Genomic DNA, 16134 nt, shown 5'->3' on the forward strand with positions numbered 1-16134 from the left:
CCGCCCGGCGGGCCCGCGCTCCCTGAGGCTCGGCAGCCCCCGCCCCCGGCTGCGCATGATCAGCCTCGCGCTGACCCTCGTCCTGATCGCGTTCGTCGTACGACTGCTCCAGGTGCAGGCGGTCGACGCGAGCGCGTACGCCGCCAAGGCCGCGCAGAACCGGTACGTCGACTACGTCCTGGCCGCCGAGCGGGGTGAGATCACCGACCGTTCCGGGGTGGCGCTCGCGACCAGCGTGGACGCGTACACGATCACCGCCGACCCGACGCTGTTCACCCGCAAGCAGCTGAAGATCGACGACGGGCCCGAACAGGCGGCCGCCCTCCTCGCCCCGATCCTCGGCGTGGACCAGGCCTCCCTCGTCAAGAAGCTCAGGCCCGCGAACAAGAACCTGCGCTACGTAGTGCTCGCCAACCGGCAGACCCCGCAGGTCTGGAAGCAGATCAAGGACCTGAAGAGCGCGCTGAACACCAAGGCCTCGACCGACCCGACCACGGTCAACGTCATCGCCGGTGTCCTCGCCGTCCCCACCACCAAGCGTGTGTACCCGAACGGCGATCTCGCCGCCGGGATACTGGGCTGGGTCAACGCCGACGGCAAGGGCGGCGGCGGGGTCGAGCAGCAGCTGAACAAGGACCTCACCGGCAAGGACGGCAAGGTCCGCTACGCCCAGTCCGGCGGTCTCCAGGTGCCCACCGCGGGCTCCACGGAGACACCGGCGGTGCCCGGGTCCGACGTGGAGCTGACGATCGACCGCGACATCCAGTGGGCCGCGCAGAACGCCATCACCGAGCAGGTGAAGAAGTCCAAGGCGGACCGCGGGTACGTGATAGTGCAGGACACCCGCACCGGCGAGATCCTCGCCATGGCCAACGCGCCCGGCTTCGACCCGAACGACCTCGCGCAGGCCAACGCGGCCTCCCTTGGCAACGCGGCCGTCCAGGACGCCTACGAGCCCGGTTCCACCGCCAAGGTCATGACGATGGCCGCCGTACTCCAGGAGAACGCGGCGACCCCGCTGACGCATGTCGTCGTGCCGAACCGGCTGCACCGCGGGGACCGGCTCTTCCAGGACGACGTGGACCACGCGACCTGGAACCTGACCCTCAACGGCGTGCTCGCCAAGTCCAGCAACATCGGCACCATCGAGGCGGCCGGCCAGCTCGGCAAGACCCAGCCCGAGGCCAACCAGGTCCTGTACTCGTATCTGCGCAAGTTCGGCATCGGCAGCTACAGCGGGCTGAACTTCCCCGGCGAGACCAAGGGCATCCTCGCGCCCGCCGACAAGTGGTCGACCTCGCAGCAGTACACGATTCCTTTCGGCCAGGGCATGTCCCTCAACGCCCTCCAGGCGGCCTCCGTCTACTCGACGGTCGCCAACGGCGGAGTCCGCGTCGAGCCCACCCTGGTGCGCGGCACGAAGGGGCCCGACGGCCGCTTCACGCCCGCGGCGACGCCCAAGAAGACCCGGGTCATCAGTGCGAAGACGGCGAAGACCCTCGCCCAGATGCTGGAGTCCGTGGTGGACGACGAGCAGGGCACGGGCGGTAAGGCCGCGATTCCCGGGTACCGGGTTGCGGGCAAGACCGGCACCGCCAACCGCGTGGATCCGGCCACCGGCAAGTACAAGGGCTACACCTCGTCGTTCGCCGGGTTCGCGCCCGCCGACAACCCCCGCATCACCGTCTACTGCGCGATCCAGAACGCCACCAGCGGAAGCTACTTCGGCGGTCAGATCTGCGGACCGATCTACAAGCAGGTGATGGAGTTCGCCCTCAAGACCCTCCAGGTCCCGCCCACCGGGGCCAAGGCCGCGAATCTGCCCGTGACCTTCACGCCCTGATCAGCGCAACAGCCAGGAACCGATCCGTGACCATGATCACCTCCCAGTCCGGGAACCAGGGCCAGCAGGACAGCAGGCCCGCCCCCTCGCTTCGCCCCGGGGCGGGTGCGCCCGGTACGCTCACCGCCGTGCCATCCGCCGACCACTCCCAAACCCCCCAGAAGGGCGCATCCGTGACCTACCCGGGGCCGCCCAGGCCGGCGCAGATCTCCGCCACACCCCTCGCGGAACTCGCCGACGAACTGGGCGCCGCTGTGCCGAATACGACAGCGCCGACGACAGAGGGGGTCACGGGCATCACCCATGACTCGCGCGCCGTCCGCCCCGGCGACCTGTACGCCGCGCTGCCCGGCGCCCGTCTGCACGGTGCCGACTTCGTCACGCAGGCGGCCGGCCTCGGTGCCGTAGCCGTCCTGACGGACCCGGCCGGCGCCGACCGCGCGGCGGCGACGGGCCTGCCGGTGCTGGTCGTAGCCGATCCGCGCGGGCAGATGGGCGAGCTGGCGGCGACCATCTACGGTCACCCCGGCCGCGATCTGCTCCAGATCGGCATCACCGGAACGTCCGGCAAGACCACCACCGCGTACCTCGTGGAGGGCGGCCTGAAGACGGTCCGCTCCACCGGTCTGATCGGCACGGTCGAGATGCGCATCGGCGACGAGCGCATCAAGTCGGAGCGCACGACTCCCGAAGCCACCGATCTCCAGGCACTGTTCGCGGTCATGCTGGAGCGCGGGGTCGACGCGGTCGCGATGGAGGTCTCCAGTCACGCGCTGGTCCTCGGCCGGGTCGACGCCTGCATCTTCGACATCGCGGTCTTCACCAACCTCAGCCCGGAACACATGGAGTTCCACTCGGGCATGGAGGACTACTTCCAGGCCAAGGCGCAGCTGTTCACCCCGCTGCGCAGCCGGCAGGGCGTGGTCAACCTCGACGACGCGTACGGCCGCAGGCTCGCCGCCGAGGCCACGGTCCCCGTGGTCACCTACTCCGCCGAGGGCCACCCGGACGCCGACTGGCGCGCCGAGGACGTCGAAGTCGGCCCGATGGACTCGACGTTCACCGCGGTCGGCCCCAAGGGCGAGCTGATCACCGCCCGTTCACCGCTCGCCGGCTCCTTCAACGTGGCCAACACCCTCGCCGCGATCGCCGCCCTGGCCACCGCGGGCCTCGACCCGCAGCTCGCCGCCGACGGCATCGCCGCGGTGCCGGGGGTGCCGGGCCGCCTGGAGCGCGTGGACGTCGGTCAGCCGTATCTCGCGGTCGTCGACTACGCCCACAAGACGGACGCCGTCGAATCGGTCCTGCGCGCGCTGCGCAAGGTCACCGACGGCAAGCTGCACGTCGTGCTCGGCTGCGGCGGGGACCGCGACAAGACGAAACGTGAGCCCATGGGCGCCGCTGTCGCCCGGCTCGCCGACACCGCCGTACTGACCTCCGACAACCCCCGCTCCGAGGACCCCCTCGCGATCCTCGCCACCATGCTCCAGGGCGCGGCCTCCGTGCCCGCGCACGAGCGTGGCGAGGTCCAGGTCTTCGAGGACCGGGCCGCAGCCATCGCCGCCGCCGTCGCCCGCGCACAGCCGGGGGACACCGTGCTGGTCGCGGGCAAGGGCCACGAGCAGGGCCAGGACATCGCCGGAGTGGTCCGTCCCTTCGACGACCGCCAGGTGCTTCGCGAAGCTATCCAGAAGACCCAGGGATGAACTTGTGATCGCCCTCTCCCTCGCCGAGATCGCAGAAGTCGTCGGCGGGCAGACGCACGACATACCGGATCCGTCCGTCCAGGTCACCGGCCCGGTGGTCCGCGACTCCAGGGAAGTGGAACCCGGCAGCCTCTTCGTCGCCTTCGCCGGCGAGCACGTCGACGGCCACGACTTCGCGGACGCGGTCGTCGAGGCGGGCGCGGTGGCCCTGTTGGCGTCCCGCCCGGTCGGCGTCCCCGCGATCGTCGTGGACGACGTCCAGAGCGCCCTGGGCGCCCTCGCCCGTCATGTCGTACGACGGCTCGGCGCGACCCTCGTGGCCCTCACCGGCTCGGCGGGCAAGACCAGCACCAAGGACCTCATCGCCCAGGTGCTCGCGCGCAAGGCGCCCACGGTGTTCACGCCGGGATCGTTGAACAACGAGATCGGGCTGCCGCTGACCGCGCTGAGCGCCACCGCCGAGACGAGGTTCCTCGTCCTGGAGATGGGCGCCCGCGGCATCGGTCACATCCGCTACCTCGCGGATCTGACGCCCCCGCAGATCGGCCTCGTCCTCAACGTCGGCACCGCCCACATCGGCGAGTTCGGCGGCCGGGAGCAGATCGCACAGGCAAAGGGCGAACTCGTAGAAGCGCTCCCTTCAGTTGAGGACGGCGGCGTCGCGGTCCTCAACGCGGACGATCCGCTCGTACGGGCCATGGCGTCCCGTACGAAGGCGAAGGTGATCCTTTTCGGAGAGTCCGGCGAAGCGGACGTACGGGCCGAGAACGTGAGACTCACGGACAGCGGACAGCCCGCCTTCAGCCTTCACACACCCTCCGGGTGCAGCGAAGTGACCATGCGCCTGTACGGTGAGCACCACGTGTCGAACGCGCTCGCCGCGGCCGCCGTCGCCCATGAGCTGGGCATGTCCGCAGACGAGATCGCCACCGCGCTCTCCGAGGCGGGCTCCCTCTCCCGCTGGCGGATGGAGGTCACCGAGCGACCGGACGGCGTGACCATCGTCAACGACGCCTACAACGCGAACCCCGAGTCCATGCGAGCCGCCTTGCGCGCGCTCGCGGCCATGGGCAAGGGGCGGCGGACCTGGGCGGTGCTCGGCAAGATGGCCGAGCTAGGGGACGAGGCGCTCGCCGAGCACGACGCGGTCGGACGGCTGGCCGTCCGGCTCAATGTCGGCAAGCTCGTCGCGGTCGGGGGCAGGGAAGCGTCCTGGCTGCAACTGGGCGCATATAACGAGGGTTCGTGGGGTGAGGAGTCGGTGCACGTGTCCGACGCACAGGCGGCGGTCGACCTGTTGCGCAGCGAGTTGCGCCCGGGAGACGTCGTTCTCGTGAAGGCGTCCCGTTCGGTCGGTCTGGAGAGCGTGGCGCAGGCGCTCGTCGAGGCCGGTACCGAGGGTGAGGTTGCCGTCCGATGATGAAGCAGATCCTGTTCTCAGGAGTCATCGGCCTGTTCCTGACCCTGGTGGGCACCCCGCTGCTGATCAAGCTGCTGGCCCGCAAGGGCTACGGCCAGTACATCCGTGACGACGGCCCGCGCACGCACGGCAGCAAGCGCGGTACGCCGACGATGGGCGGTATCGCGTTCATCTTCGCGACGGTCGCCGCGTACTTCCTGTCCAAGGTCATCACCGGTTACACGCCGACCTATTCGGGTCTGCTGGTGCTCGGTCTGATGGTGGGCATGGGCCTGGTCGGCTTCCTCGACGACTACATCAAGATCGTCAAGCGCCGTTCGCTGGGTCTGCGGGCCAAGGCGAAGATGGCCGGTCAGCTGATCGTCGGCATCAGCTTCGCGGTGCTCGCCCTGCAGTTCCAGGACGCCCGCGGCAACACCCCGGCCTCGACGAAGCTGTCGTTCATCACGGACTTCGGCTGGAAGATCGGCCCGATCCTGTTCGTGATCTGGGCGCTGTTCATGATCCTCGCGATGTCGAACGGCGTGAACCTGACGGACGGTCTGGACGGCCTCGCCACCGGCGCCTCCGTGCTGGTCTTCGGCGCCTATACCTTCATCGGTGTCTGGCAGTTCCAGGAGTCCTGCGCCAACGCGACGACCCTGACCAACCCGAACGCCTGCTACGAAGTGCGCGATCCGCTCGACCTCGCGGTCATCGCCTCCGCGCTGATGGGTGCCTGCCTGGGCTTCCTGTGGTGGAACACCTCGCCGGCCAAGATCTTCATGGGGGACACCGGTTCACTGGCCCTCGGCGGTGTGCTGACGGGTCTGGCGATCCTCTCCCGCACCGAGCTGCTGGTCGCCATCATGGGTGGTCTGTTCGTCCTCATCACCATGTCGGTGGTCATCCAGGTCGGCTCGTTCAAACTCACCGGCAAGCGGGTCTTCCGCATGGCCCCGCTCCAGCACCACTTCGAACTCAAGGGCTGGTCCGAAGTGCTCGTGGTGGTCCGTTTCTGGATCATCCAGGGCATCTGCGTGATCGTCGGCCTGGGCCTCTTCTACGCGGGATGGGCAGCGGAAAAGTGACCGATGGGCAGGGGCTCTCCTTCGCGGGCAAGCACGTCACCGTCGCCGGGCTCGGTGTCTCCGGCATCCCGGCGGCCAAGGTCCTGCACGGCCTCGGCGCGCTCGTCACGGTCGTCAACGACGGCGCCGACGAGCGCTCCCGGGCCCAGGCGGCCGACCTGGAGGCGCTCGGCATCACCGTGCGCCTCGGCGACGGTGCGACCCTGCCCGACGCCACCGAACTGATCGTCACCACCCCCGGCTGGCAGCCCGACAAGCCGCTGTTCACGGCGGCCCGGGCGGCCGGGGTGGAGATCTGGGGCGACGTAGAACTCGCCTGGCGTCTGCGTGGCCCTGATGCGGCCCCCTGGCTCGCCGTCACGGGCACCAACGGCAAGACCACCACCGTCCAGATGCTCGCCTCCATCCTGAAGGCGGCGGACCTGCGCACGGCGGCGGTCGGCAACATCGGCGTCTCGGTCCTGGACGCCGTACTCGGGGACGAGCAGTACGACGTCCTCGCCGTGGAACTGTCGAGCTATCAGCTGCACTGGGCGCCCTCGTTGCGCGCCCACTCCGCCGCCGTACTGAATCTGGCGCCCGATCACCTCGACTGGCACGGCTCGATGGAGGCGTACGCCGCCGACAAGGGCCGTATCTACGAAGGCAATCGGGTCGCCTGCGTCTACAACGTCGCCGACAAGGCCACCGAGGACCTCGTCCGCGAGGCCGATGTCGAAGAGGGCTGCCGGGCGATCGGGTTCACCCTCGGAAGTCCCGCGCCGTCCCAACTCGGCGTCGTGGACGGCATTCTGGTGGACCGTGCCTTCGTCGAGGACCGGCAGAAGAACGCGCAGGAGTTGGCGGAGGTCTCCGACGTCAATCCGCCCGCCCCGCACAACATCGCCAACGCCCTTGCCGCCGCTGCCCTCGCGCGCGCCTTCGGGGTGCCCGCCAAGGCCGTACGGGACGGGCTGCGGGCCTTCACGCCCGACGCGCACCGCATCGCGCACGTGGCCGATGTGGACGGCGTCGCGTACATCGACGACTCCAAGGCCACCAACACCCATGCGGCGGAAGCCTCGTTGGCGGCCTACGAGTCGATCGTGTGGATCGCGGGCGGGCTCGCCAAGGGCGCCACCTTCGACGAACTCGTCGCCAAGTCGGCGAAGCACCTTCGGGGCGTGGTGCTGATCGGCGCCGATCGCGCGCTGATCCGCGAAGCCCTCGCGCGACACGCGCCGGAAGTACCCGTCGTCGACCTCGACCGGACCGACACTGGGGCGATGCTCGCGGCTGTCCAGGAGGCACAGCGGCTCGCCGCCGCCGGCGACACGGTGCTGCTCGCCCCGGCCTGCGCCTCCATGGACATGTTCGCCAACTACAACAAGCGCGGTGACGCGTTCGCCACGGCGGTTCGCGAACTCGGCGCCTGACCGACGCAAGCGGAGGCGCTGATGCCCAGTAGCCGTACCGGCCGGCCGCCCGTGCAGCAGCGGACCCCCAGACGTCCCGCCGCCGCCAGGACCGTCCGCGACAACCCCGTACGACGGCTGTACGCCAACGCGCGCCGGGCCTGGGACCGGCCGCTGACCGCCTACTACCTGATCGCCGGCGGCAGCGTGCTGATCACCGTGCTGGGTCTGGTGATGGTCTACTCGGCCTCCCAGATCACCGCGCTCCAACTCTCGCTGCCCGGCTCGTATTTCTTCCGCAAACAGTTCCTCGCGGCCTGTATCGGCGGGGTCTTGGCGCTCGCCGCCTCGCGGATGCCGGTCAAGTTGCACCGGGCGCTGGCCTATCCGATCCTCGCGGGCGCCGTCTTCATGATGGCGCTGGTGCAACTGCCGGGGATAGGGATGTCGGTCAACGGCAACCGCAACTGGATCTCGCTCGGCGGCTCCTTCCAGATCCAGCCCAGCGAGTTCGGCAAGCTGGCCCTGGTCCTGTGGGGCGCCGACCTGCTCGCCCGCAAGCAGGACAAGGCGATGCTGTCCCAGTGGAAGCACATGCTGGTGCCGCTGGTGCCGGTCGCGTTCATGCTGCTCGGGCTGATCATGCTCGGCGGCGACATGGGTACGGCGATCATCCTCACCGCGATCCTGTTCGGCCTGCTGTGGCTGGCCGGCGCCCCGACCCGGCTCTTCGTCGGCGTGCTGTCGATCGCGGCCGCGATCGGTGTGATCCTCATCAAGACCAGCCCCAACCGCATGGCCCGGCTCGCCTGCATCGGCGCCACCGAGCCCAAGACCGGGGTCGCCGACTGCTGGCAGGCCGTGCACGGGATCTACGCGCTCGCATCCGGCGGGATCTTCGGCTCCGGGCTCGGGGCGAGTGTGGAGAAATGGGGTCAACTCCCCGAGGCCCACACCGACTTCATCTTCGCCGTCACCGGTGAGGAACTGGGTCTGGCGGGCACACTGTCGGTGCTCGCCCTCTTCGCGGCTCTAGGCTATGCGGGTATCCGCGTGGCCGGACGCACGGAGGACCCCTTCGTGAGGTATGCCGCGGGAGGCGTGACCACCTGGATCATCGCTCAGGCGGTGATCAACATCGGTGCGGTGCTCGGCCTGCTGCCGATCGCCGGCGTCCCGCTCCCGCTGTTCTCCTACGGGGGTTCCGCCCTGCTGCCGACCATGTTCGCCATCGGGTTGCTGATCGCCTTCGCGCGCGACGACCCCGCTGCGCGGGCGGCGCTTGCGATGCGGCAACCCCGCTTTGGTAGAAAGCGGGGGGCCAGGGGTACCGGTTCCGGCCAACGGCCCCGGAGATGGAACACGATGAGACGGCGTGCCTCGGCGGCGCGTTCGTCCGGAGAGCGGTGAATTTCGGTGCATGTCGTACTCGCCGGTGGGGGGACCGCCGGCCACATCGAGCCGGCGCTCGCCCTCGCGGACGCCCTGCGCAGGCAGGACCCCACCGTGGGGATCACGGCCCTGGGCACGGAGCGCGGCCTTGAGACCCGTCTCGTACCCGAGCGGGGCTACGAACTCGCGCTGATCCCCGCCGTACCCCTGCCGCGCAAGCCCACCCCCGAACTGATCACCGTGCCGGGCCGGTTGCGCGGCACGATCAAGGCGGCCGAGCAGATCCTGGAGCGCACCAAGGCGGACTGTGTCGTCGGCTTCGGCGGCTATGTCGCGCTGCCCGGCTACCTCGCGGCCAAGCGCCTCGGCGTGCCGATCGTGATCCACGAGGCCAACGCCCGGCCCGGGTTGGCCAACAAGATCGGCTCGCGGTACGCGGCCCGGGTCGCCGTCTCGACCCCGGACAGCAAGCTGCGGGACGCCCGGTACATCGGCATCCCGCTGCGCCGCACGATCGCCACCCTGGACCGCGCGGCCGTACGGCCCGAGGCCCGGGCCGCGTTCGGGCTCGACCCGAACCTGCCGACGCTGCTGGTCTCCGGCGGCTCGCAGGGCGCCCGGCACCTGAACGAGGTGGTCGAGCGGGTCGCGCCGTACCTCCAACAGGCCGGAATCCAGATCCTGCACGCGGTCGGCCCGAAGAACGAACTGCCGCAGGTGCACCAGATGCCGGGGATGCCCCCCTACATCCCGGTACCGTACGTGGACCGGATGGACCTCGCGTACGCCGCGGCCGACATGATGCTCTGCCGCGCGGGCGCGATGACCGTCGCCGAACTCTCCGCCGTCGGACTCCCGGCCGCCTACGTCCCGCTGCCCATCGGCAACGGCGAACAGCGGTTGAACGCCCAGCCGGTGGTCAAGGCCGGCGGCGGACTCCTGGTCGACGACGCGGAACTGACGCCCGAGTGGGTCCAGGGCAACGTCCTGCCCGTGCTCGCCGACCCGCACCGGCTGTACGAAATGTCGCGCGCGGCAAGCGAGTTCGGCCGCCGGGACGCCGACGACCTGCTCGTCGGCATGGTGTACGAGGCGATCGCCTCGCGGCACCGCTAGCCATATGTGAGAGAGGCAGGGGATCGTGGCCGGACCGACGACCGCCGAGCGCGGTGAACGCCAACAGGAGTCGTCCGGCCCGCCCCTTGTCCGGCGCCTTGGACCGAGGCGCCTTCGTCTGATTGTCGTACTCGCCCTCGCCGCAGTCCTGTTGGGCGCCGCCACGGTCTGGCTGCTCTACGGCTCGCAGTGGCTGCGGGTCGAGAAGGTGTCGGTCTCCGGCACGAAGGTCCTGACGCCGGAGCAGGTGCGCGAAGCCGCCGGCGTTCCGGTCGGCGGACCGCTGATTTCCGTCGACACCGATGCGATCGAAGCCCGACTCCGCAGTAAATTGCCCCGAATTGACACCGTTGACGTAGTCCGTTCCTGGCCCCACGGAATCGGGCTGAAAGTGACCGAACGCAGTCCGGTCCTGGTGGTGAAAAAGGGCGGAAACTTCGTCGAAGTGGACGACGAGGGCGTGCGATTCGCCACCGTTTTCACGCCCCCGAAGTCCGTCCCCACCCTCGAATTGACGCTCTCCCAATCGAGTTCGTCCGCGGCGGGCCTGCGCCGCTTCGGCGAGGACCGGCTCGTGCGCGAGGCGGTGCGCGTAGCGGGTGACATTCCGGCCGCGGTCGCACGCGTCACCCAGGTCGTCAAGGTCCGTTCCTACGACGACATCTCACTGGAGTTGACCGGCGGCCGTACCGTCGCATGGGGAAGTGGTGAGAAGGGCACAGCGAAGGCGCGTACGCTCACCGCTCTCATGAAAGCAGCTTCCGGCGCCCGGCACTTCGACGTAAGTGTTCCCACCGCCCCTGCGTCAGCCGGGAGTTGACGCACATTCGCGCAGGCCAGCACCCTGGTTGGGCAGCGCTACGGCTGATCACATAGGGTGAAAAGAAAAACGGGAGGTTCGGCGTGTTCGTTGAACGTGCGCCACTTGTCGACTTAGTGTCCTGTTCAGAAGACTTCAAGGAACGGACACACTGGTAACCCTAAACTTCAACGTTAGGGTTCGGGTCGGCGCTACGGACCGTCCCATTCGGCATCCGTCGTCGGGTCGCGGAACACCGCGATCGACGACACGTAACTCGAGGCGAGAGGCCTTCGACGTGGCAGCACCGCAGAACTACCTCGCAGTCATCAAAGTCATCGGTGTCGGCGGCGGTGGTGTCAATGCCATCAACCGGATGATCGAGGTCGGTCTCAAGGGCGTCGAGTTCATCGCCATCAACACCGACGCGCAGGCGCTGTTGATGAGCGACGCCGACGTCAAACTCGACGTCGGCCGCGAACTCACCCGCGGACTCGGCGCCGGCGCCAACCCGGCCGTCGGCCGCAAGGCCGCCGAGGATCACCGCGAGGAGATCGAGGAGGTCCTCAAGGGGGCCGACATGGTCTTCGTGACGGCCGGAGAGGGCGGCGGCACCGGCACCGGCGGCGCCCCCGTCGTGGCCAACATCGCGCGCACCCTGGGCGCCCTCACCATCGGCGTGGTCACCCGCCCGTTCACCTTCGAGGGACGGCGCCGGGCGAACCAGGCGGAGGACGGCATCGCCGAACTCCGCGAAGAGGTCGACACCCTCATCGTCATCCCGAACGACCGGCTGCTGTCCATCTCGGACCGCCAGGTCTCGGTCCTCGACGCCTTCAAGTCGGCGGACCAGGTCCTGCTCTCCGGTGTGCAGGGCATCACCGATCTCATCACCACGCCCGGCCTGATCAACCTCGACTTCGCCGACGTCAAGTCCGTGATGTCCGAGGCCGGTTCGGCCCTCATGGGCATCGGCTCGGCCCGCGGCGACGACCGCGCGGTGGCGGCCGCCGAGATGGCGATCTCCTCGCCGCTCCTCGAAGCCTCCATCGACGGCGCCCGCGGCGTCCTGCTCTCCATCTCCGGCGGCTCCGACCTCGGCCTGTTCGAGATCAACGAAGCGGCCCAACTGGTCAGCGAGGCCGCCCACCCCGAGGCCAACATCATCTTCGGCGCGGTCATCGACGACGCCCTCGGCGACGAGGTCCGGGTCACGGTCATCGCGGCCGGCTTCGACGGCGGCCAGCCGCCGACCCGCCGCGAGACGGGCACGAGCTCGTCGTCGGCCCGCCGCGACGAGCCGACCCCGGTACGGCAGGAGAGCCGTCCGTCCTTCGGCTCGCTGGGCAGCGTCAAGCCCAAGGAGGAGCCGGAGCCCGCCCCGGAGCCGGTCGCCGACCTCCCGGTCGCCCCGCCGGTCCCGCCGTCGCGGACGTACTCGGACAGCGCCGCCGAGGAGCTGGACGTACCGGACTTCCTGAAGTGATAGGACAGTTCGACACCGTGAGCGGCGCGCACTTCGCCTTCACCGACAGGTGGGGCGGGGTGAGCGCCGTTCCGTACGAGGGGCTCAACCTCGGCGGCGCGGTCGGCGACGACCCCGACGCGGTCCGTACCAATCGCGAACTGGCCGCCAAGTCACTGGGGTTGGACCCCGGCCTGGTGGTCTGGATGAACCAGGTGCACGGCGCGGACGTGGCGGTCGTCGAGGAGCCCTGGGGCGCCTCGGACATCCCCTCCGTCGACGCGCTCGTCACCGCCCGGCGCGGCCTCGCCCTCGCCGTGCTGACCGCCGACTGTACGCCGGTCCTGCTCGCCGACCCGGTCGCCGGGATCGCGGGCGCGGCCCACGCCGGACGCCCGGGCATGGTCGCCGGGGTCGTCCCCGCCGCCGTGGCGGCCATGGTCGAACTCGGCGCCGATCCCGCCCGGATCGTCGCCCGCACCGGACCCGCCGTCTGCGGCCGGTGCTACGAAGTGCCCGCGGACATGCGCGCCGACGTCGCCGCCGTGGAACCGGCGGCGTACGCCGAGACGAGTTGGGGCACTCCCGCGGTCGACGTGACCGCCGGCGCGCACGCGCAACTCGACCGGCTCGGGGTGCGCGACCGGGAGCAGTCGCCGGTGTGCACCCGTGAATCGGACGACCACTTCTCGTACCGCCGCGACCGGACGACCGGGCGGCTGGCGAGCTATGTCTGGCTGGACTGACGGGACATGACGGACCGTAGGGACGAACTCGCCGTAAATCTGGCGAAAGTCGAGGAGCGCATCGCCGCCGCCTGTGCCGCGGCCGGGCGGAAGCGTGAAGAAGTGACCCTGATCGTGGTCACCAAGACCTATCCGGCGAGTGACGTGCGGATGTTGGCGGAACTCGGTGTGCGTCATGTCGCCGAGAACCGGGACCAGGACGCCGCCCCGAAGGCCGCCGAATGCGCGGATCTGGCGCTGGGTTGGCACTTCGTGGGTCAGTTGCAGACCAACAAGGTGCGATCCGTGGTCGGTTACGCCGACGTCGTGCAGTCGGTCGACCGGTCCCGGCTCGTCACCGCGCTGTCGAAGGAGGCCGAGCGGTCCGGACGCCAACTGGGCTGTCTCATCCAGGTCGCGCTCGACGCGGGAGTGAGCGGGCGGGGCGAGCGGGGCGGCGTCGGACCGGGCGGAATCGGGGAGTTGGCCGATCTCGTCGCCGGGGCGCCGGGACTGCGGCTCGACGGGCTGATGACCGTCGCTCCGCTCACCGGTGAATACGCGGGACGCCAACTGGAGGCGTTCGGGCGGTTGATGGATTTGTCGACTGACCTGCGCCGAGCCCATCCTGCTGCGAACATGGTGTCGGCAGGGATGAGTGCGGACCTCGAACAGGCCGTGGCAGCCGGAGCGACACATGTACGCGTCGGCACTGCGGTACTCGGCGTGCGCCCCAGGCTCGGGTAACGTCGCCAGGAAGTCGGACCACAGCAGAAAATATGGTCAATGCCGCTGAAGGCGGGCATAACGACCTCGTGGATCGCGGGCACTTGGCAGTCGTCAGCCGATCCACCACAGAGCGGAGGACTCAGAGCATGGCCGGCGCGATGCGCAAGATGGCGGTCTACCTCGGCCTCGTGGAGGACGATGGGTACGACGGCCGGGGTTTCGACCCCGATGACGACTTCGAACCCGAACTGGACCCGGAGCCCGAGCGGGACCGTCGACGGCACGAGCCGTCGCACCAGTCGCACACCCCACATCAGTCTCAAAGGGACGAACCGGTACGAGTGGTGCAGCCTCCGGCTCCTCGTGAACCGGTGTCCCATTCCGCTTCACTGGGTGCGGAATCAGGGCGTCCGGCGCGTATCGTGCCCGTGGCATCCATCACACAAGAACGCCAGTCCCTGGAGAAGAACGCACCGGTGATCATGCCCAAGGTCGTGTCGGAACGAGAGCCTTACCGGATCACCACACTTCACCCCCGGACCTACAACGAGGCCCGTACCATCGGGGAACACTTCCGTGAAGGCACCCCGGTGATCATGAATCTGACTGAGATGGATGACACAGACGCGAAGCGACTTGTCGACTTTGCGGCCGGTTTGGTGTTTGGTCTTCACGGCAGCATCGAGCGGGTGACGCAGAAGGTGTTCCTGTTGTCGCCTGCTAACGTCGATGTCACGGCGGAGGACAAGGCCCGCATCGCAGAGGGCGGGTTCTTCAATCAGAGCTGAGACAGGCAGCCGCTAGTAAGCACGGAACAGGGGAGAGGGAAAGACAGACCATGAGCGTGTTCGCGCAGGTGATCTACATCGCGCTGATGGTGTTCCTCATCGTGCTCATCTTCCGGTTGGTCATGGACTACGTCTTCCAGTTCGCCCGCTCATGGCAACCCGGCAAGGCGATGGTGGTCGTTCTGGAGGCCGCCTACACTGTCACCGATCCACCGTTGAAGCTTCTGCGGCGGTTCATTCCGCCGTTGCGTCTCGGGGGCGTGGCGCTCGACCTGTCCTTCTTCGTCCTGATGATCATCGTCTACATCTTGATCTCTATCGTGGGCAAACTCGCGGGGTGACAGTGGACGATACGGTCTTGCCGACTGCCGATGACTACGTTGAGGTGAAGAGATGCCGTTGACCCCCGAGGACGTGCGGAACAAGCAGTTCACGACCGTCCGCCTCCGAGAAGGCTATGACGAGGACGAGGTTGATGCCTTCCTCGACGAGGTCGAAGCCGAACTGACGCGCTTGCTCCGCGAGAACGAGGACCTGCGCGCCAAGTTGGCCGCGGCCACGCGCGCCGCGGCGCAGAACCAACAGAACATGCGCAAGCCCCCCGAACAGGACCAGCAGCAGGGCGGCATGCAGCAAGGCGGCATGCAGCAGCAGGGGATGCCCCAGCAGGGCATGCCCCCGCAAGGCATGCGCGGTCCGGGTGGCCCGGTGCCCGCCGGCATATCGGGCCCGCCGCAGCAGCAGATGGGCGGCCCCATGGGCGGCCCGCCCCAGCTGCCGAGCGGTGCCCCGCAGTTGCCCGCAGGCCCCGGTGGCCAGGGTCAGGGCGGCCCGCAGGGTCAGGGTCCGATGGGCCAGGGCCCCATGGGCGGTCCGATGGGCCAGGGCCCGATGCAGGGTCAGATGCAGCAGATGGGTCAGGGCCCGATGCAGGGTCAGATGGGCGGCCAGCCCCCCATGCAGCAGCAGATGGGCGGCCCCATGGGCGGTCCCATGGGTGGCGGTATGCCGCAGCAGGGCCCCGGTGGCGACAGTGCCGCCCGTGTCCTCTCGCTGGCCCAGCAGACCGCCGACCAGGCGATCGCCGAGGCCCGTTCCGAGGCCAACAAGATCGTCGGCGAGGCCCGTTCGCGCGCCGAGGGTCTCGAGCGTGACGCCCGTGCCAAGGCCGACGCCCTGGAGCGGGACGCGCAGGAGAAGCACCGCGTCGCGATGGGCTCCCTGGAGTCCGCCCGCGCCACGCTGGAGCGCAAGGTCGAGGACCTGCGCGGCTTCGAGCGCGAGTACCGCACGCGTCTGAAGTCCTACCTGGAGTCCCAGCTGCGTCAGTTGGAGACCCAGGCCGACGACTCGCTTGCCCCGCCGCGCACTCCGGCGACCGCGTCGCTTCCGCCGTCCCCGGCGCCTTCCATGGCCCCGGCAGGCGCCAGTGCCCCGTCGTACGGCGGCAACCAGGGCATGGGTGGCCCGCCGCCCGCCGGTCCGTCCTACGGCGGCCAGCAGCAGATGTCCCCGGCCATGACCCAGCCGATGGCGCCGGTACGGCCGCAGGGCCCGTCGCCGATGGGCCAGGCTCCCTCGCCGATGCGCGGGTTCCTGATCGACGAGGACGACAACTGACCGGCCTTTAGTACGCCTTCGGCGTCGGCAGCGTTCAGGGCGGGGCCCCGGATTTCGATCCGGGGCC

14 protein-coding genes are annotated in these 16134 nt (G+C 69.3%); all 14 read left to right on the forward strand.

The window, feature by feature from the left end; all coding sequences use genetic code 11:
- Positions 1–55 precede the first annotated feature (55 nt).
- A complete protein-coding gene (locus OG504_RS38270) occupies positions 56–1843 on the forward strand; it encodes a penicillin-binding protein 2 (protein ID WP_033284456.1) in 1788 nt (595 codons plus the stop codon).
- A gap of 173 nt (positions 1844–2016) precedes the next feature.
- Entirely contained in the window at positions 2017–3549 is a 1533-nt protein-coding gene (locus OG504_RS38275) for a UDP-N-acetylmuramoyl-L-alanyl-D-glutamate--2,6-diaminopimelate ligase (RefSeq protein ID WP_405996546.1), read from the forward strand.
- 4 nt (positions 3550–3553) lie between these two features.
- Positions 3554–4969: a UDP-N-acetylmuramoyl-tripeptide--D-alanyl-D-alanine ligase gene (gene murF, locus OG504_RS38280; protein WP_405993898.1), complete on the forward strand. Its 1416-nt coding sequence runs from the start codon at positions 3554–3556 to the stop codon at positions 4967–4969.
- Positions 4966–6039 (forward strand): phospho-N-acetylmuramoyl-pentapeptide-transferase, encoded by a 1074-nt coding sequence (mraY, locus tag OG504_RS38285; RefSeq protein WP_405993899.1) that lies wholly within the window; start codon positions 4966–4968, stop codon positions 6037–6039. Before murF ends, mraY begins: the two co-directional genes overlap by 4 nt.
- Positions 6021–7454, forward strand: a complete 1434-nt coding sequence (gene murD, locus OG504_RS38290; protein WP_405993900.1) for a UDP-N-acetylmuramoyl-L-alanine--D-glutamate ligase — start codon at positions 6021–6023, stop codon at positions 7452–7454. Before mraY ends, murD begins: the two co-directional genes overlap by 19 nt.
- A 21-nt stretch (positions 7455–7475) precedes the next feature.
- Positions 7476–8843 (forward strand): putative lipid II flippase FtsW, encoded by a 1368-nt coding sequence (gene ftsW / locus OG504_RS38295; protein WP_405993901.1) that lies wholly within the window; start codon positions 7476–7478, stop codon positions 8841–8843.
- A gap of 6 nt (positions 8844–8849) precedes the next feature.
- Entirely contained in the window at positions 8850–9941 is a 1092-nt protein-coding gene (gene murG, locus OG504_RS38300; RefSeq protein WP_033284460.1) for an undecaprenyldiphospho-muramoylpentapeptide beta-N-acetylglucosaminyltransferase, read from the forward strand.
- Between the two features lie 25 nt (positions 9942–9966).
- On the forward strand, positions 9967–10761 hold the full coding sequence (locus tag OG504_RS38305) for a cell division protein FtsQ/DivIB (protein WP_405993902.1): 795 nt from the start codon (positions 9967–9969) through the stop codon (positions 10759–10761).
- A gap of 277 nt (positions 10762–11038) precedes the next feature.
- A complete protein-coding gene (ftsZ, locus tag OG504_RS38310; protein ID WP_405993903.1) occupies positions 11039–12226 on the forward strand; it encodes a cell division protein FtsZ in 1188 nt (395 codons plus the stop codon).
- Positions 12223–12951, forward strand: coding sequence for a peptidoglycan editing factor PgeF (pgeF, locus tag OG504_RS38315; protein ID WP_405993904.1), 729 nt, complete (start codon positions 12223–12225; stop codon positions 12949–12951). Before ftsZ ends, pgeF begins: the two co-directional genes overlap by 4 nt.
- A 6-nt stretch (positions 12952–12957) precedes the next feature.
- On the forward strand, positions 12958–13677 hold the full coding sequence (locus OG504_RS38320) for a YggS family pyridoxal phosphate-dependent enzyme (RefSeq protein ID WP_405993905.1): 720 nt from the start codon (positions 12958–12960) through the stop codon (positions 13675–13677).
- Between the two features lie 128 nt (positions 13678–13805).
- On the forward strand, positions 13806–14447 hold the full coding sequence (locus OG504_RS38325; RefSeq protein ID WP_405993906.1) for a cell division protein SepF: 642 nt from the start codon (positions 13806–13808) through the stop codon (positions 14445–14447).
- Positions 14448–14497: 50 nt separating this feature from the next.
- A complete protein-coding gene (locus OG504_RS38330) occupies positions 14498–14788 on the forward strand; it encodes a YggT family protein (RefSeq protein WP_200712994.1) in 291 nt (96 codons plus the stop codon).
- A gap of 52 nt (positions 14789–14840) precedes the next feature.
- Positions 14841–16067 (forward strand): DivIVA domain-containing protein, encoded by a 1227-nt coding sequence (locus OG504_RS38335; RefSeq protein ID WP_318015774.1) that lies wholly within the window; start codon positions 14841–14843, stop codon positions 16065–16067.
- Positions 16068–16134: the final 67 nt, after the last annotated feature.

The sequence above is a fragment of the Streptomyces sp. NBC_00986 genome (assembly GCF_045162565.1).
Lineage (GTDB): Bacteria > Actinomycetota > Actinomycetes > Streptomycetales > Streptomycetaceae > Streptomyces.

Excerpts from the sequence above, each read along its gene's own strand:
- OG504_RS38270 (WP_033284456.1), top strand. The coding sequence starts at position 56 with ATGATCAGCCTCGCGCTGACCCTCGTCCTGATCGCGTTCGTCGTACGA.
- mraY (WP_405993899.1), top strand. The coding sequence starts at position 4,966 with ATGATGAAGCAGATCCTGTTCTCAGGAGTCATCGGCCTGTTCCTGACC.
- murD (WP_405993900.1), top strand. The coding sequence starts at position 6,021 with ATGGGCAGCGGAAAAGTGACCGATGGGCAGGGGCTCTCCTTCGCGGGC.
- ftsW (WP_405993901.1), top strand. The coding sequence starts at position 7,476 with ATGCCCAGTAGCCGTACCGGCCGGCCGCCCGTGCAGCAGCGGACCCCC.
- OG504_RS38320 (WP_405993905.1), top strand. The coding sequence starts at position 12,958 with ATGACGGACCGTAGGGACGAACTCGCCGTAAATCTGGCGAAAGTCGAG.
- OG504_RS38325 (WP_405993906.1), top strand. The coding sequence starts at position 13,806 with ATGGCCGGCGCGATGCGCAAGATGGCGGTCTACCTCGGCCTCGTGGAG.
- OG504_RS38330 (WP_200712994.1), top strand. The coding sequence starts at position 14,498 with ATGAGCGTGTTCGCGCAGGTGATCTACATCGCGCTGATGGTGTTCCTC.
- OG504_RS38335 (WP_318015774.1), top strand. The coding sequence starts at position 14,841 with ATGCCGTTGACCCCCGAGGACGTGCGGAACAAGCAGTTCACGACCGTC.